The organism is Streptomyces phaeolivaceus (genome assembly GCF_009184865.1).
GTDB classification, from domain to species: Bacteria; Actinomycetota; Actinomycetes; order Streptomycetales; family Streptomycetaceae; genus Streptomyces; species Streptomyces phaeolivaceus.
In genome coordinates this window covers 9,675,981-9,693,444 of sequence record NZ_CP045096.1, presented here as the reverse complement: position 1 = coordinate 9,693,444, position 17,464 = coordinate 9,675,981, and the positions used below count along the sequence as shown (strand labels likewise).

Annotated in this window: 12 protein-coding genes and 1 pseudogene; 8 read left to right on the top strand and 5 right to left on the bottom strand. The window is 72.3% G+C overall.

The features are described from left to right. Positions 1-299: 299 nt before the first annotated feature. The 4 genes from F9278_RS44080 (at position 300) to hemC (ending at position 6,802) form a co-directional block, all read left to right on the top strand. Entirely contained in the window at positions 300-1,106 is an 807-nt protein-coding gene (locus tag F9278_RS44080) for a hypothetical protein (RefSeq protein WP_152173329.1), read from the top strand. Next, positions 1,106-3,487 carry a bifunctional serine/threonine-protein kinase/ABC transporter substrate-binding protein gene (locus tag F9278_RS44075; protein WP_193241914.1) on the top strand — a complete coding sequence of 794 codons (2,382 nt, stop codon included), beginning with the start codon at positions 1,106-1,108 and terminating at the stop codon, positions 3,485-3,487. Before F9278_RS44080 ends, F9278_RS44075 begins: the two co-directional genes overlap by 1 nt. Next, positions 3,487-5,808, top strand: a complete 2,322-nt coding sequence (locus F9278_RS44070; protein WP_152173328.1) for a bifunctional serine/threonine-protein kinase/ABC transporter substrate-binding protein — start codon at positions 3,487-3,489, stop codon at positions 5,806-5,808. The genes F9278_RS44075 and F9278_RS44070 overlap by 1 nt, the downstream gene beginning before the upstream one ends. A 61-nt stretch (positions 5,809-5,869) precedes the next feature. After that, positions 5,870-6,802, top strand: coding sequence for a hydroxymethylbilane synthase (hemC, locus tag F9278_RS44065; protein WP_152173327.1), 933 nt, complete (start codon positions 5,870-5,872; stop codon positions 6,800-6,802). 53 nt (positions 6,803-6,855) lie between these two features. Here hemC and F9278_RS44060 read toward each other — a convergent pair. The 5 genes and pseudogenes from F9278_RS44060 to F9278_RS44040 all read right to left on the bottom strand — a co-directional run bounded on the left by F9278_RS44060 (position 6,856) and on the right by F9278_RS44040 (position 12,936). Then, a pseudogene (locus F9278_RS44060) lies at positions 6,856-7,386 on the bottom strand (GNAT family N-acetyltransferase). A gap of 9 nt (positions 7,387-7,395) precedes the next feature. After that, positions 7,396-8,541: an enoyl-CoA hydratase/isomerase family protein gene (locus F9278_RS44055; RefSeq protein WP_152173326.1), complete on the bottom strand. Its 1,146-nt coding sequence runs from the start codon at positions 8,539-8,541 to the stop codon at positions 7,396-7,398. A 206-nt stretch (positions 8,542-8,747) separates the two neighbouring features. Next, a complete protein-coding gene (locus F9278_RS44050; protein WP_152173325.1) occupies positions 8,748-9,992 on the bottom strand; it encodes a restriction endonuclease in 1,245 nt (414 codons plus the stop codon). Between the two features lie 102 nt (positions 9,993-10,094). Beyond that, positions 10,095-10,934: a class I SAM-dependent methyltransferase gene (locus F9278_RS44045; RefSeq protein ID WP_152173324.1), complete on the bottom strand. Its 840-nt coding sequence runs from the start codon at positions 10,932-10,934 to the stop codon at positions 10,095-10,097. 64 nt (positions 10,935-10,998) lie between these two features. Continuing rightward, positions 10,999-12,936, bottom strand: coding sequence for a glycoside hydrolase family 35 protein (locus F9278_RS44040; RefSeq protein WP_152173323.1), 1,938 nt, complete (start codon positions 12,934-12,936; stop codon positions 10,999-11,001). A gap of 89 nt (positions 12,937-13,025) precedes the next feature. Here F9278_RS44040 and F9278_RS44035 point away from each other — a divergent pair, with 89 nt between their 5' ends. From F9278_RS44035 to F9278_RS44020, 4 genes are all read left to right on the top strand, one after another. Next, positions 13,026-14,045: a LacI family DNA-binding transcriptional regulator gene (locus F9278_RS44035; protein ID WP_152173322.1), complete on the top strand. Its 1,020-nt coding sequence runs from the start codon at positions 13,026-13,028 to the stop codon at positions 14,043-14,045. Positions 14,046-14,199: 154 nt separating this feature from the next. Beyond that, the gene (locus F9278_RS44030; RefSeq protein ID WP_152173321.1) at positions 14,200-15,522 is read left to right on the top strand and encodes a carbohydrate ABC transporter substrate-binding protein; all 1,323 of its coding nucleotides are present in this window, start codon (positions 14,200-14,202) and stop codon (positions 15,520-15,522) included. A 16-nt stretch (positions 15,523-15,538) separates the two neighbouring features. Further along, positions 15,539-16,531, top strand: a complete 993-nt coding sequence (locus tag F9278_RS44025) for a carbohydrate ABC transporter permease (protein WP_226967200.1) — start codon at positions 15,539-15,541, stop codon at positions 16,529-16,531. An 18-nt stretch (positions 16,532-16,549) separates the two neighbouring features. Next, positions 16,550-17,428, top strand: a complete 879-nt coding sequence (locus F9278_RS44020; RefSeq protein WP_152173320.1) for a carbohydrate ABC transporter permease — start codon at positions 16,550-16,552, stop codon at positions 17,426-17,428. Positions 17,429-17,464 lie beyond the last annotated feature (36 nt).

Here is a 17,464-nt window from a genome sequence, read left to right as displayed (position 1 = left end):
TCGGCCGTCTCCTCTCGTCTCACCCTGCGCGCCCGCCTCTTGAGGCGGGGTACGCGGTCGAAGATCGCGGCGAGGCGGGCTGCCTGGGCGAAGAGGGTGGCCGGGCGGGTGCGGTCGCCGTCGAGGTGGGTGAGGGTTTCCTGGTCCGGGCATGTGCGAAGTGACTCCCGGGAACCGCTCCCGCCGGGATTGCGTACCTCTGTACGATCACCGGGCACACACGGGGTTCGGCGGTGGAGGGGGCGGCGTTGGACGGCGAAACGGCTGGACGAAGAGGTGGTTGGCGGCTGAGGGCCGCCGTGTCGGGGGCCGCGGCGGCGGTACTGCTCGGCGGGTGCAGCGCGGGCTCGGCGGAGCGGGCGGACGGGCCCGGCACCCGGGCCTCGGGGTCCCCGGCGGCTTCCGCTTCGGCCTCCGGGCAGGTGTCGGCGGAGGGCGGGGAGCCGTCGGCGACACCGTCCGTGACCCCCTTCGAGGCGGCCCCGGACCGGGTACCGAGGTCGGGACGGCAGGGCGTCGCGCTCGCGGAGGCGGTCGTGATGCGACCCGGGGACTGGGGCACGGGCTTCCGGGCGCAGCCGCTGGCCCGTAGCGCCGAGGGCACCAGGGCCGTACTGGACGAGGAGTGCCGGTGGCAGCGCCGGGCGCTGCCCGACGACGTACTCGCCTCGCTCTCCCTCTACAGCGAACTGCCGGACACCGGGGATCGCGGCACGATCAAGGTGACGGCGACGGTGACGGTGCACACGACGGTGCCCGGCGCGGACGACCATCTGTCCGAGACGCTGGAGGAGGCGCTGCGCTGCCCGGAGCAGCAGGTGCGCACCGACGAACGGATCGCGGAACTGATGTCCGTGGGCACGCCTCGCGGTATGCGTGGCAACAACTACGCCGACGACTCGATCCTGGAGACGGGCGTCTATCTCACCGGAAGCGGCAAGGCCATGTACCGGTGGATGGTCACCCGGCTCGGCCAGGTGACCATGACGGTGTCGATCAAGGGCGCCGAGGGCTACACCGTCGCCGAACTGGAGCAGTACGTGACGCGGGGCACCACGACCATGCTCGACCGGGCGGGTTACGAGCTGGGCGGGGGCGAGGGCTGATGGAGCGGCTGCGTTCCTCCGATCCGGCGCGGATCGCCGACCACCGTCTGCTCGGCCGGCTCGGCGCCGGCGGGATGGGGGTGGTGTATCTCGCGCGGACGCCGGCCGGTTCGCTGGTGGCGTTGAAGGTGCTGGCGGCGGAGTACGCCGAGGACGCGGATTTCCGGGAGCGGTTCCGGCGTGAGGTCGAGGCCGCCCGGCGTGTCCGCAGCCCCTGGGCGGTGCCGGTGGTGGCCGCCGACCCCGGCGCGGCGGCGCCCTGGCTGGCGACGGCGTACGTACCGGGTCCGTCGCTGGCCTGGGCGGTGGCCGTGCACGGGCCGCTCACCGAGCACGGGCTGCGGATCCTCGGCGGCCGGCTGGCGCAGGCGCTGGCCGAGGTGCACCGGGCCGGGCTGGTCCACCGGGACCTCAAGCCGGGCAACGTCCTGCTCGCCGCCGACGGGCCACGGCTCATCGACTTCGGTATCGCCAGGGCACCCGAGGACACCGCGCTCACCGCGACGGGGTTCGTGGTCGGCACGCCCGGCTTTCTCGCGCCGGAACAGGCCGACGGACGGGGCGACCGGACCGTCGGCGCGGCCGGCGACGTGTTCTCCCTGGGCTGCGTCCTGGCGTACGCGGCAACGGGCCGCCCGCCGTTCGGCACGGGGGCGCTCGACGCACTCCTCTACCGGGCCGTACACGACCCGGCCGACCTCGACGGCGCCCCTGCCGCGCTGGCCGAACTGCTGTCCCACTGCCTGGAGAAGGACCCGGACCGCCGCCCCGGGGTGGACGACCTGATACGGGAGTTGCTGCCCGGGGAAGCGGCGGTTCCGGCTGTCGAAGCGGCGGCGGACGGCGCGGACGCCGAGCCCGGCGCGGACGCTGCCGAGGCGTTCGCCGACGCTCCCCCGTCCTGGCTGCCCGAAGAGGTCGTCCGGCTGATCGCGCGGCGGTCGACCGAGGCGCTCGCGCTGCCGGAGATCGAAGGCACCGAGATCTCGGCCGGCGCCTCGATCGACGTCCCGGCCGACGCCTCACCCACGGACGGCACCCCGGTGACCACCCCCGTCACCACCCCCGTCACCACCCCCGTCACCACCCCGGGCGGTGACTCGGCGCACGGGCCCGGCCCGCACGGTTCCCCCTCCGGCGACGACACCGTGCCCACGGCGGCCGGCGGCACCCCCGACGCCCCCGCCAGGCGTCGCATCCTGCTCGTCGGCGCGGGCGCGCTCCTCGCCGCAGGCGGTGCCGCGTCCTGGTGGGCGCTGGGCCGGGAGGGCGGCTCGGGCGACAAGAAGCAGGCCGCCGCTTCCCGGGGCCCGGCCCACACCGTCGCGCTGCACGGCGATCTCAGCGGCGAACAGCGCGACACCGGCCGGGCCCAGGAACACGGACTGCGGCTGGCCGTGGCGGAGTTCAACGCCCGAGACGACGCCCCCTTCCAGGTGGACGTACGGACCGTGGACGACGGCGGCGACCCGGCCGAGGCCGCCCGGCTGGCGAAGCGGCTGGCCGACGACCCGGCCGTACTCGCCGTGATCGGTCCGACCACGGACGCGACCGCCCAGTCGGCGCTGGCGGAGTACGATGCCGCGCTCGTCCCCGTGCTCGGGGTGTCCCCCGGCGCCATCGGTCTCTCCGTGCAGGGCTTCCGCTCGTTCCTGAGCACCCGGCTGCCCAACTCGGTGATATCCGTCTATCTGGACGCGGTGCTGCGCGGCGCCCGCCCGCGCAGGGTCGGTGTGGTCGTGGACCGCGCGGCCGACAACTACGGCTGGGAGATCAGCAGCACCCTGAGCAAACAGCTGAACACGGCCGGGCAGCCGTACCTCCCCCGCGTGGTCAGCGCCATGCGTTCCGGCTTCGGGGACACCGTGGACGACCTGCTGGCCGCCGACATCGACTCGTTCGCCTTCGCCGGACTGCCCGACCGGGCCGGGTCGTTCGCCGGGGCGCTGCGCGAGCGCGGCTTCTCCGGTGCCCGCGCCGGCGGGCCCGCTCTCCTCGACCCGCGCTTCCTCACGGCGGCGAAGGAGGCCGCCGACGGGTGGACGATCGTCGCACCGGTCGTCGACCCGGCGGACCTCCCCGAGGCGAAGGCGTTCGTGGCCGCCTACCGGAAGCGGTGGAAGAAGGCACCGCCCCGGTACGCGGCGGAGACCTACGACGTGACCTCGATGGTGCTCACCACGCTGGCCGGCCTCTCGGCCAAGATCCGCACCCGTGAGGAACTGCTCGCCGCGCTGCTGGCCGCCAAGTACCAGGGCGTCACCAGGACGTACGGGTTCCAGAAGAACGGTCTGCCGGTCATCGACGGCACCGGCGGCCACCTCTGGCGTGTCGAGGGCGGAGCGTTCGTGTACGGCGGCCCGGCGCCGCTGACCGCCTGATGGAGCCGCTGCGCACCGCCGACCCGTCGCGGCTGGGCGACTACCGCCTGCTGCGCCGGCTCGGCGCCGGCGGCATGGGCGTCGTGTTCCTGGCCCGCGCGCCGGGCGGGGCGTACGCCGCCGTCAAGGTCGTCCGGGCGTCCTACGCGGACGACGTCGGGTTCCGGGCCAGGTTCCGCCGGGAGATCGAGGTGGCCCGGCGGGTGGACAGCCCCTGGGTGGTCCCGTTGCTGGGCGCGGACGCCGACGCGGAGGATCCCTGGCTGGCGACCGCGTTCGTACCGGGTCCTTCGCTGGCGGAGGTGCTGGATGGGCCGGAGGGGCCGGAGGGGCGGGGGCCGTGGCCCGCCGCCTCCGTGTCCGTGCTGGGGCAGCTGCTCGCCGAGGCGCTGGACGCGGTCCACCGGGCGGGGCTGGTGCACCGGGACGTGAAGCCGGGCAATGTGCTGCTGGCCCCGGACGGGCCCCGGCTCATCGACTTCGGTATCGCGCGCACGCCGGACGGCACGCCGCTCACGTCCACCGGCGTCGTCGTGGGCTCGCCTGGCTTCCTCTCGCCCGAGCAGGCGCGGGCGCGCGGCGCGGACATCGGGCCGCCCAGCGATGTCTTCTCGCTCGGCTGCGTCCTCGCCCGCACCGCGACCGGCGTACGTCCCTTCGGGGCCGGCGCCGCCGCCGCGATGCTGTTGCGCACGGTCTACGACGAACCTGAACTGCCCGGTATCCCAGCGGCGTTGGAACCGGTCGTACGGGCGTGTCTGGACAAGGATCCGGCGCGGCGGCCGACCGCCGTCGAGGTCGGCGCCGCGCTCACCGCCGCCGTGACCGCCGACCGGGAGCGGTGGCTGCCGGAGCCGGTGACCCGCCTGATCGCCGACCGGTCCGCGGCGGTGCTCGCGATGGGCGCGATCGAACCGACGCGCGTGTCCGCACCGACCGCACGGGGTACGGCGGCGGAAGCGGTCGCGGTCGCGAACGAGCCGGTGGCTGTGGACGGGTCGGGGGACTCGGGCGCGCCGGTGTCGGTGGACGGGCCGGTGTCGTTGGACGCGGTCACGGTGACGTCCCTCAAGGAACCGGACGCCGTTCGCCGGTCGGCCACGACCCGCCGCGGTTTCCTGGTGCTCGGTTCCACAGGTGCGGCGGGAGTGCTGGCGGCCGGCGGTGGGGCCTGGTGGTGGAACAACAGGGGTGAGCGGAAGGCCGGTTCGGGCGGCGTGCCCTCGTCCGGGCCGCGCACCGAACTCGCCGTGGCGTTCCAGGGCGACCTCTCCGGCGCGCACGGCGACATCGGCCGCGCCCAGCTCAACGGCGCCCGGCTGGCCGTCGCGCGTGTCAACGCCGACGCCGACCGGCCGCTACGGCTGAGGCTGCGGGCGTACGACGACGAGGGCGAACCGGACCGCACCCTGGACCGGGCCCGACGGCTGGTGGCGGACGAGCGGGTCCTCGCGGTGCTGGGCCCGACCACGGACGACTGTTTCCTCGCGGCGGAGACCACGTACACGAAGGCCGTGCTCCCCGTCGTCTCCGTGTCGGTGGGGGTGTCGGGGCAGGTCAGGGAGGCCGACCTGAGCACGCTCCGTTCGCACGCGCAACTCTCGCCCACCGATCAGTTGCTGGCCGCCCCCTGCAACAGGTATCTGTCGGGCAAGGCCGACGCCCGCCAGGTGTTCCTCGTGGAGGACCGGGCCGAGGGCGACTTCGCCTGGACCCTGTGCGACCTCGTCCAGCGCGGACTGGGCCGCGCCGGGAGGGACGCCGAGATCACGAGTGTCGCCGCCGGGAGGCTCGACGCCGCCGCGCTCGCCGGGAAGGCCGTCGCGGCACGGGCCGACGCGGTCGTGTTCAGCGGCGGTCAGGAACGCGCGGGCGCCTTCGCGGCGGCGCTGCGCGGGGCCGGGTTCTCCGGGGCCCGGGTCGCGACCCAACGGGCCTTCGGCACAAGGTTCCTGGAGAGCGCGGGCCCGGCCGCCGACGGCTGGGTCCTCGCCACCACGTTCATCGACGCGACGGCCACCCCGGCGGCCCGCTCCTTCGCCGCCGCGTACGAGGCACGGTACGGGGAGCGCCCCGGCCCGTACGCGGCGGAGGCGTACGACGCGGTGCTGTTCCTGGCCGAGGTGTGCGGGAGCGGGGGCTCGCCCCTGACGGAACGCGGGGCGGTCGTGCGGCGGATGCGTGAGGTGACCTACAAGGGCATCAGCCGGACCGTCGCGTTCTCGGCGGACTACGGATACAACCATGACGCGTTGTTCCTGTTCCGCGTGGTCGACCGGAAGTTCGACTTCCTCGGCCAGTACCAGCGGGCGGATGTGTGAGCGAACGTGCGAGGAGTCGGGTTGGTCATCGGGGCCCGGTCCGAGGGGCTATCGTGACTTCATGTCGCAGGACCTGATTCGTATCGTTTCCCGAGACTCGCCCATGGCCCTGGCCCAGGTGGAGCGCGTACGCGCCGAACTCGCCGTGCTGCACCCGGCGCTGCGCACCGAAGTGGTCCCCGTGAAGACGACCGGGGACAAGTGGATGGGCGACCTCTCCCAGGTCGAGGGCAAGGGGGCGTTCACCAAGGAGGTCGACGCCGCCCTCGTCGCGAGCGAGGCGGACCTGGCCGTGCACTGCGTGAAGGACATCCCCGCCGACCGGCCGCTGCCGGCCGGCACGATGTTCGCCGCGTTCCTGGCACGGGACGACATCCGGGACGCGCTCGTGGACCCCGCCGGACGCACGCTGGACGAGCTGCCCGCAGGGACCCGTATCGGCACCTCGTCCGTCCGGCGCACCGCGCAACTCGCCGCCTCCCACCCGCACTTGGAGTGCGTGCCGTTCCGCGGCAACGCCAACCGCCGGCTGGAGAAGCTGGCCGCCGGTGAGGCGGACGCGCTGCTGCTGGCCGTGTCCGGGCTGGAGCGGATCGGCCGGGCGGATGTGATCAGCGAGATCCTCTCCGTCGAGACGATGATGCCGCCGATCGGCGCGGGCGTGCTGGCGCTGCAGTGCCGGGAGGGCGACACCGACACCATCGACATCGTCAGCGGCCTCGGCGATCCGAACACCCACCGCGAGACCCTCGCCGAACGGATGTTCCTGCACGTCCTCCAGGGCCACTGCAACAGCCCCATCGCCGGTTTCGCCCACACGGACCGCGGCGGCGAACTCTCCCTCCGCGCCTCCGTCTTCACCCCCGACGGCAAGACCACCCTCAACGCCCACGAATGGGCCGGCCGCCTCGACCCGGCGACCCTCGGCACCTCGGTGGCCGTGGCCCTCCTCCGCCAGGGCGCCCGGGACCTCATCGACGGAATCGCCCACTGACCCACGTCCGCGTCGACGGACCGTTCCTCCCGGCCGTCCCCCGAGCCGTCGTCTCAGTCGACCCTGCGGGACAGCACCTGGCCCGGCCAGGTGCCGGAGAGGAACGGGGTCGTGCGGGTGAAGCCGTTGCGCTCGTAGAAGGCGACGAGGCGGCCTTCCTCGCCCGCCCAGCAGTCGACGCGGAGGAGTGATACGCCCGCTCGGCGGGTTTCCTCGACGGCGTGGGTCAGCAGGGACACGCCGATGCCGAGGCCGGCGTGGTGGCGGTCGGTGACCAGGAGGCGGACGTAGCGCTCGGCTTCGCCGGCCGGGGCGATCGGCACCTGGGGGCTGGGGCCGGTGTCGAGGACGAGCGCTCCGACGGGTCGTCAGTCCAACTCCGCGATGTACGGGGTGTTCTCGGTCGTGTACCGCTCGATCCGTGCCGTCCCGTCGGGCCTCCGCGAGTACGGGATCGTGCCCCACTGCTCGGTGTTGCCACGCTCGTTCATCCAGGCCACCGCCCCGTCGAGCATACGAAGGATGGCGGGTGCGTCGGCCGGGCCGCCGGGTCGGACGCGCAGGGCGTGGGGCGTGTCGATCATGGGGGAAGCCTAGGTGATGTCGGGTTCGGCGAGGTCGTGACCGAGACCGTGATCGAGGTCGAGGTCGAGGTCCCGGCTGCGGCTGCGGCTGCGGCTACGGCTGCGGCTGCGCGCCAGGCCGAGTTCGCGCTCGCCGAGCGGTGCGAAGAACCGCTCCACATCGGTGTCGGTGACGTCGGCGAGGGTGGCCGGGGACCAGTGCGGGTCGCGGTCCTTGTCGATGACCTGGGCGCGGATGCCCTCGACCAGGTCGGGAATGGCCAGGGCCGCACAGGACACGCGGTACTCCTGGTCCAACACCCGCTCCAGGGAGCCCAGTCGCCGGGCTCGGCGTACGGAGGCCAGGGTGACCTTGAGGGCCGTGGGGGACTTGGTGAGCAGGGTCTCGGCGGTCTCCTTGGCCGCCGGGTCGCCGTGGGCGAGCAGACGCCGGACGATCCCCTCGACCGTGTCGGCGGCGAAGCACGGGTCGATCCACTCCCGCCGCGCGGCCAGTTCGCCCGGAGGGGTCGGCTCCGACCGCCGGGCCACGGCTTCCCGGGCGGGCAACTCGGCCAGTTCGTCGAGCAGTTGGCCCAGCGACGCGGACGGTACGTAGTGGTCGGCGAGGCCGCACAGCACGGCGTCCCCGGCGCCCACCGGTGCGCCGGTCAGCGCCAGGAAGGTGCCCAACTCGCCCGGGGCCAGAGCCAGTAGATACGTCCCGCCGACATCGGGGACGAAACCGATGCCGGTCTCGGGCATGGCGACCCTCGACCGCTCGGTGACCACCCGGACATCACCGTGCGCGGAGATGCCGACCCCACCGCCCATCACGATCCCGTCCATGACGGCGACGTACGGCTTCGGATAGCGGGCGATACGGGCGTTGAGGCGGTACTCGTCCCGCCAGAACGCGGCGGACGCGGTGCCGTCACCGTCACGGGCGTCGTCGTGCACTACGCGGATGTCGCCGCCCGCGCACAGGCCCCGCTCCCCCGCGCCGGCGATGACGACGGTCTCGACGGCCGGGTCGTGCTCCCAGGCGGTCAACGCCTCGTCGATACGGCGGACCATGGTGTGGTTGAGGGCGTTGAGCGCCCTCGGGCGGTTGAGAGTGATGTGAGCGGCCCGGCCTGCGGTGTGCAGGAGGACGGGCTCTTCGCCGCCGGTCATCGAATCGCCTCCGTCGCGACCGGTCATGGAATCGCCTCCGCCGGGTCTCGGAGCACAAGGACGCGCATGATCTTGTCGGTTCTTTCCGGGTCCGTCTCATGACCGGCGACCGCCCGTCATGAGACGGACCCCGCTCCGAGCAGGAGCTAGGTGGGCGCGGTCGCCGGAAGCGCCCTGAGCTTGCCGACACCCCGGGCCGGTTGAGCCTACCTGCCACCGGCAGTCCCCCGGGCATCCGCATCCGCACCCGCATCAGCCCCCGTATCGGCCCCCGCTTCCGCCCCCGTATCAGCCCTCGCATCCGCCTCGGCCAGCAGCTCATGTGCGACCGCGTTGACCGCCTCCACCGCGCCCTGGCGGTCGAAGCGGAAGAGGAGGGTGCCGCTGGTCTGGGCCCAGGTGCGGGCCTGGGGGGTGTAGCCGGCGACGGAGAAGAAGACGCCGGTCTTCTTCTCCTGGGCGGCGACGCCGTGGAGTTGCTGGACGGTGGGGCGGCCGGTGGGCTTGCCCTCCAGTTCGACCTGGGCGACGGCACGGGCGCTGACCACGTCGACGCCGCCGTCCGCGCCGACGGGCGTGGCGACCGCGTCGGCGAAACCGAGGTGGCGCATCCACTCGGCGGCGCTCAGTTCGGCGTCGCGGGCCTCGCGGATCAGCCGCTCGGGCGGCCGACCGGAGGGTGCCACCGCCGTGCGACGCGGCGAGGCGGCGGCGAGTGCGCGGGCTGCGACGGCCGTCTCCAGACCGTGGTTGGTGGAGAAGGAGAACGTACGGGCGCCGGAGGCGAGGTAGCCGTAGGCGCCGGGCTGTGTCTCCGGGGTGTCGTCGCGGTAGACGACGTCCCTGTCCTTCACCACCAACGCCCGGTCGGTGACGACCGCCAGTACTCGGCCGCCCCCGGAGGGACCCTGATCCGGGCCCACGGCGAGGCCGAGTATCCGCTCGTCGGCGGCGACATGCGCCCGCGCCAGTTTGGTGAACCGCACCTTGAGCGGCTGTGGGTCGAAGGGCCGCAGCCGTGCCATACCGGCGGCGACCGCGTCCTCGACCGTCGCGCCCAGCGGAGGCAACTCCTCCAGCAGCCGCTTCGCCTCCGCCTCGACGTCCCGGACGGGTGGGCCGGTGTCCGCGGTCGTCGCACCCTGCGCGACCGCCTGGACGGCCCGGCGGTCCGCGGCGGCGATCCGGGCGGCGGGGCTGAGGTTCGCCCGCCAGACGATCACTCCCGCCGAGACGAGCAGACACACCCACAGCAGCGGCCACGAGCCGAACACGACCGCCGCGACCACGCTCAGGGCCACCGCGCCACAGCCGACGGCGGGCGTACCGATCGCGGGCGCGGAGTCGTCGTCCGGCAGGCACGGCTCACCGTCCGCCCGCTGATGCCGGGCCAGCCCCTGCCGATTCGCCGCCACCTGCTGCCCGCACAGCGGACACGCGAGTCTGCTCATCCGCCCCCACCCCCACACCGGTACTCGTGGATCACTCACTCCCCGGCCGGAGACCAACAGCGGCCACCGACAACACCGACGAGCCGCCGACGGCGGCACCGCTCACCCCGGCGGCTTCCGCCAGATCCGCATCTCGGTCGCCGGTGGACGCTCCGCGAACCGGCAGTCGGGCGCCGTCTCCGCGAGCATCGCCCGCAGGTCCCGCTCGAAGTCCGCCAGTGCGTCGCCGAACAGGTGCGGCGCGGAATCGGAGCGGGAGAACACCCACGCGACGATGTCGTCCGAGGTGCGGGTGACGACCTCCCCGGCCGGCACCACCAGCCGTACGAAGCCCTGGAACCCGGCGCGCTCGATGATGGCGGCCTCGCCACCCGGCGTTCCGTCGACCAGCACTCCCTGCCCGGCGCGCCGCACCGGGCCCAGGTAGCGGCGTACCAGGTCACCGATCCGGTCGTACGGCGGCGCGGTCGACGACGGCGGCACCGGCTCGGGCGGCGGGTCCTTCAGGTCGCTGATGTGGAGGAGCGCGCCGCCCGGCTCCAGCATCTCCAGCACGGTGGCCGCGACCCGGTCCCGGTCCGTCCAGTGGAAGGACTGGGCGAACACCACGACCCGGAACTCCCCCAGCCCCACGGGCAGATCCTCGGCACGGGCGGCCACCCAGCGCGCGCTGGTCACCCCTCGCTGTCCGGCCTGCCGTTCGGCCTCGGCCAGCATGTCCGCGTCCGGATCGACGCCGACCGCCTCCGTGAAGTACCGCGCCATCGGCAGCAGTACGGTCCCCGGACCGCAGCCGACGTCGAGGAGTCTGCCCCTGCCGTCCAACTCCAGGGCCCCGGCGAGCACTTCGGGGAAGCCGGAGGCGTACGGGAGACGGCCCCGCCCGTAGTGGACCGCGCTGCCCTGGAAGAGCGTGCGGTCCCACCGCCATCCCTCAGGCATGCCGATACCCCTCTCCGCGTCTCCGCCGCCTCACCCAGGAGCCGGGCCGAGTGCGCCGCTTCGCTCAGTCGAACTCCTCAACGTACTCCTCCGGCGGCCCCAGTTCGGGACGGGCCCGCAGCTCCAGTTCCGTGCCGAGGCGTTCCAGTTCGAGGACCGTCACGGTGTTCCCGCCGGAGCGGAGCAGGGGCGCCGGGCAGTACAGCGTGACCTGGGGCCCGATCTCCCAGTACCGGCCGAGGAGAAATCCGTTCACCCAGACGAGGCCCCGGCCGGAGCCCGGCAGCGCGAGGAAGGTGTCCGCGGGTGTGTCGACCCGCAACTCGGCGACCGCGAACCCCGCGTTCGCGCGGACGGGACGACCGCCGACCGTGGGCGCGGTTCCGACCGCCGCCCCCAGCTCCGCGTCCCCCCACTCCTGCAACGCCACCGGCCTGCTCTCCCACCCCTGCACGATGCGCCGGTCGACGAGGACCGGGCCGAGCAGGCCCTTGTGGGCGCCGATGCCGGGACCGTAGTTCACGCGCCCGAGGTTCTCGACGAGGATCTCCAGGCGTACGACGGCACCGGTGCCGTCGATGTGGAGTTCCGGTGAGTCGGGGGCGGCGGCACCGGCGAACGTGCCGTCGACGAAGACCAGTGCCCGGTCCCTCACGTCGGTGAGGACGAGCCGGTGGGCGCCCGCCGGGATGCGGGGGTGCGCGGTGTGCAGGACCATGCCCGCGTCGAGACCGAGTTGTTCGAACGAGGCGGGGCGGGGCGCGGTCGTGGCCTGGGCCGGGACGGCGCGCAGGCCGGGGAGCAGGTCGGCCCGGTGGACGAGCGGGAGGCGGGCCGGGGGCAGGGTCGGCAGGCGTGCGGGGGAACGGAGCGGGCCGTGGGCGCCGAGTGCCTCGCGTACGGCGTGGAACTTGGCCGTGAGGCTGCCGTCCTCGGCGATCGGCGCGTCGGAGTCGTAGCTGGTCACGACGGGGGCGAGTCGGCCCTCGTGGTCGTTGGCGCCCGCCCAGAGGCCGAAGTTGGTGCCGCCGTGGGCCATGTAGAGGCTGACGCCGCCGCCGTCGGCGACGATGGCGCGGAGGGTGTGGACCGCGCTGTCCACACCACGGACGTGGTGCCGTTTGCCCCAGTGGTCGAACCAGCCGTTCCAGAACTCGGCGACGAGGAAGGGTTCGTCCGGGCGCCGGGAGGCGAGGAGTTCACGGGCCGCCTCGGGCTTGGAGCCGAGGGTGACGGCCGTGAGGGTGCCGGGGAGGGTGCCGCCGTCGAGCATCAGGTCGGTGGGGCCGTCGGCGGTGAACAGCAGTTCCCTGATGCCCCGTTCGGCCAGGGCGCGGCGGTTCCAGCGCAGATAGGCGTGGTCGTCGCCGTAGCTGCCGAACTCGTTCTCGATCTGGACCGCCACGACCGGGCCGCCCTCGCGGGTCTGGAGGGCGGCGACGCGCGGGATCAGGTCGTCGAACCAGCGGGCGACGGGGGTGGTGAACGCCGGGTCGGAGCTGCGGATCGCGAGGTCGCGGGCGGTGAGCCAGCTGGGCAGACCGCCGTTGGACCACTCCGCGCAGATGTAGGGGCCGGGCCGCACGATGACGTCGAGGCCCTCCTCCCCGACCGTGCGGATGAAGCGTTCGAGGTCGCGCCAGCCGTCGAAGCGGGGCGGCGCGTCCTCGCGGGGCTGGTGGAAGTTCCACGGCACATAGGTGTCGACGGTGTTGAGGCCGAGGTCGGCGAGGCGGCGGATCCGGTCCCGCCACAGGTCGGGGTGGACCCGGAAGTAGTGCAGCGCCCCGGAGAGGACGCGATGCGGGACGCCGTGCCGGTACAGCCGGCCCCCGCCCCAGGTGAGCGCGCCGGCGGCGCCGGAGACCGCCTCGCTGTCCGCGCACGCCCTCCCGGAACTCGCCCTCTCCGGACTCACTCGCTCCGGACTCACTCTCTCCGTACGCGCCGTGTCGGTCGTGGTGTGGGCCGGGCAGAGGTGGGTCGTGGTCGGCTCAGTCACGATGTGAGCCTATGTTATCGGTGCCATACGTAACAAGGTCGATAGAATCCGGTGAACGACTCCGTGGCCGTCCACGGGAGGGGAGCACCATGACCGAGGAGACCGCGAGGCTCAGGCAGCCGAGCATGGCCGATGTGGCGCGGGCCGCCGGGGTGTCGGCGCAGACCGTCTCGCGCGCGCTCCGCGGCTCGCCGAACGTCAACCCGGAGACCAGGCGGCGTGTGCTCGCCGCCGTGGAGCAGGTCGGCTACCGCTTCAACAGCGCCGCCAGGGCGTTGTCCTCGGGCCGCAGCCACACCATCGGCCTGGTGCTGCTGGCGTCCGGCGGGTACTACTCGCGCTCGGCGGTGACGGCCGGTGTGGAGTCGGCGGCGGGCTCGGCCGGGTACGCGGTGAGCATCGCGACCATCGCCGCGCTGGACACGGGGCTGATGGAGCAGTCCCTGTCCAAGCTGGCCGACCAGGGCGTGGACGGCTTCGTGATCGCCGTGCCGCTCATCTCCGTGACGCGGAAGATGGAGGACATCACCCGTGACATCCCGACCGTCACCCTCGACGGCTCGCGGACGGCGGGTGCCCGGGTGCTCGGCATAGACCAGCAGGAGGCGGGCCGGGTCGCCACCCGGCATCTGCTGGACCTCGGGCACCGGCAGGTCTGGCACATCTCGGGGCCGGACGAGTGGATCGAGGCGCGCCGGCGGCGGCAGGGCTGGCAGGAGTGCCTGACGGCGGCCGGGATCGAGGCGCCGCCGATCCTGGAGGGCGACTGGTCGCCGGACTCGGGGTACCGGCAGGGGCAGATCGTCGCGATGATCCCGGAGGTCACGGCGGTGTTCGTGGCCAGCGACGAGATGGCCTTCGGGGTGATCCGGGCCCTGCGCGAGCGGGGCCGCTCGGTGCCCGGCGACGTGTCGATCGTGAGCGTCGACGACATCGCGCTCGCGGCCTACAGCTCGCCCCCGCTGACCACTGTCCGGCAGGACTTCTACCGCTACGGCGCGGCGGCCGTCGACCTGCTGCTGCACGGCGACGAGGCCGATGTGGACGCCTCCGTGGTCACCGCCTCGCTGACGGTGCGTGCCTCCACCGCGCCCCCGCGCGCCGACTGACCCGGCACCGCGCTCCGGCCCGACCGTTCGGCAACTCCCTCTCGTGAGCCCCTTGCGCTGCCATGTTATCGGTGCCACCGTAACAACACCGGATCACCTTGTGATCCAGATCTCGCGCAGCCAGGTGGGCAGTCGTCCACGGGAAGGACACCGCATGAGGAGATCGCTCGTCCTCACGGGCGCCGCGGTCACAGTGCTCGGACTGCTCGCCGGCTGCTCGGCCGGCGGGAGCGGCTCGGACTCCGGCAAGACGGTTCTCAAGGTCGCCGCCCTCGAAGGCGGTTACGGCCGGGACATGTACACGCAGGTCATCAAGGCGTACGAGGCCTCGCATCCCGACATCGATGTCCAGTTGCAGATCTCGAAGAGCATCGAGGACGAGATCACCCCGAACATGAAGGCGGGCCGCTACCCGGACGTCGTGGTGCTCGGCCAGGGCCGCAAGGCCGCCCTCACCGAGACGCTCGTCAAGGACAAGGCCCTGGAGGACCTCACCCCGGTGCTGAAGGAGAAGGTCCCGGGTGAGGACACGACCGTCGGGGACAAGCTCACCGAGGGCATCGTCGGCAACCTCAACACCGACCCGTACGGCACGGACAAGACGTATCTGATGCCGATGTACTACGCGCCGACCGGACTCTTCTACAACCAGGGCCTGTTCAAGGAGAAGGGCTGGAAGGTCCCGGCCACCTGGGACGAGATGTTCGCGCTCGGCGACACAGCGAAGAAGCAGGGCATACCCCTGTTCACCTATCCGACCGCCGGGTATCTCGACTCGTACTTCTTCGCGCTCCTCGCCGATGTCGGCGGGGAGTCGTTCTACACCGATGTGATGACGTACAAGAAGGACGTCTGGAAGTCGGCGAACGCCCGGAAGGCGCTCGACATCACGACGAAGCTGCTCGGTTACGCCGCGCCGGCCACCGTCGGCTACGCCAACGAGCAGGACTTCACCAAGAACCAGCAGCTGGTGCTCGACGACAAGGCGCTGTTCATGCCGAACGGCACCTGGATCGTCGGCGAGATGGCGGACGCCCCGCGCTCCGACGGCTTCGCGTGGGGGCTCACCCCGCTGCCGGCGGTCACGGCGGGCGGCAAGCGGTACATCACCACGTCGGTCGAGTCGGTGTGGGTGCCCAGCGCTGCCCAACAGAAGGACGCGGCCAAGGAGTTCATCGCCTATCTGTACTCCGACGAGGCCGCGAAGATCTTCGCCAAGTCGGACGCGATCCAGCCGGTCGAGGGCATCGCGAGCAGTCTGTCGGCCGAGAACGCCGAGTTCTACAAGGTGTACGAGGACCCGTCGGTCGCCGCGCTGGTCGGCGGCTTCGCGAGCACCGCGCCCGTGGAGGGCGTCGACATCAAGGCCACCCTCTTCGATACCGCCAACAGCGTCATCAGCGGCGACACCACCGAGGACGAGTGGCAGTCCGCGCTGAACGAGGCGAGCGAGAAGCTGCGGCAGGCGGGCGGTTGAGGTGAGGACAGGCACGGTGACGACCTCCGCCACCCCACCCCCCGCGCAGAGGAACGGCGTGTCGAAGGCCGAACCGGCGCCGCCCGCCGGGCGTTCCCGGCGCGGCGGCGGGCGCTCCCCCGTCCGCCGCCGCGCCGACACCCGCTTCGTGCTGCTCTGTCTGCTGCCCGCGCTGGTCCTGTTCGCGGTGTTCATGATCGTGCCGACGCTGAACGTGTTCCGGATGTCGTTCTACACCTGGAGCGGTTTCTCCCCGGACATGCGGTTCGTGGGGCTGGACAACTTCCGCGCCCTCCTGGACGACCGGCAGTTCGTGCGCGCGTTCCAGAACACGGTGGCGCTGCTGGTCGTGGTGACGGTCGTGACGACGGTCATGGGCCTGTTCCTCGCCGCGCTCATGACCCGGCAGCGGCTGCGCGGACGCAACCTCTACCGGTTCGTGCTCTACGTCCCGAACGTGCTCTCGGTGGTGGTGATCGCGGCGATCTTCTCCGCCGTCTACGACCAGGAGAACGGCCTCCTCAACGGCGCCCTCCGGCTGCTGTCGTTGGACGGGCTGCAACAGGTCTGGCTCGGGAACCAGAAGATCGTGCTGTATTCCGTGGCCGTCGCGATGGTCTGGCAGTCGCTCGGCTACTACATGGTCCTCTACATGTCGAGCATGGCGAGCGTCCCGGAGGAGCTGTACGAGGCGAGCGCGCTCGACGGCGCCTCCCCCACCCGGCAGTTCTTCGCGCTCACCCTGCCGTTGATCTGGGAGAACCTCCGCACCACGCTGACCTTCTTCATCATGAGCGCCGTCAACCTCAGCTTCGTCCTCGTCCGCGCGATGACCGGCGGCGGCCCGGACGGCTCCTCCGAGGTCCTGCTGAGCTACATGTACAAGCAGGCGTACACGAACTCGTCGTACGGCTACGGCATGGCAATCGGTGTCGTCATCTTCGCGTTCTCGTTCCTCGTGTCGCTGCTGGTGAGCCGGGCGACGCGGCGCGAGCCCCTCCGGTACTGAGGACGGAACACCACGACCATGACCACACCCACGTCGTCCCGCCCCCGCCTCGGCCGCCCGCTCACCCACCTCCTCGTCATCGCCCTCGCGCTCGCGATCGCCGTGCCGGTCGGCTGGGTGCTGCTGGCCTCGCTCAAGCGGAAGGGCGAGTTCTTCGGCAGCCCCTGGACGCTGCCGCAGAGCCTCCACTTCCAGAACTACGTCGACGCGTTCGTCACCGCGCACATGGGCCAGTACTTCCTGACCTCGGTGTTCGTCACGGCACTTGGCCTGGTGTTCGTCCTCGCGGTCTCGGTACCGGCCGCGTACGTCATCGCCCGCTACGAGTTCCGGGGCCGCCGTCTCGTCGAACTCGCGCTCCTGGCGGGCCTGTTCGTCAACGTCAACTACATCGTCGTACCGATCTTCCTGATGCTCGTCGACTGGGACCGCGCCCTCGTCGACGTCTTCCCAGGGGGCTTCTTCATCGACAACCCCACCGTCCTGGCCCTCGTCTACGCGGCCACGTCGATCCCGTTCACGATCTATCTGCTCACCGCGTACTTCCGGTCGATCCCGGTCGAGTACGAGGAGGCCGCCGCGCTCGACGGGGCGTCCCGTTTCCGGATCATGACCAGCGTGATGCTCCCGATGGCGCGTCCGGCGGTCACCACCGTGATCCTCTTCAACTTCCTCGCCTACTGGAACGACTTCATCATCGCCCTCACCCTCCTCCCCGGCGATGGCAAGACCTTGCAGGTCGGCCTGTTGAACCTGTTCACCGCGCAGAAGGCGGCGGCCGACTACGGGCGCCTCTACGCCGGCATGGTCATCGTCATCGTCCCCGTGCTCCTCCTCTACGCCGTCATCCAGCGCCGGCTCATCGAGGGCATGGCGTCCGGCGGCGTGAAGGGCTGACCGCTCCCCCGGGGGCGCCGAAGGCCCCGCCCGCAC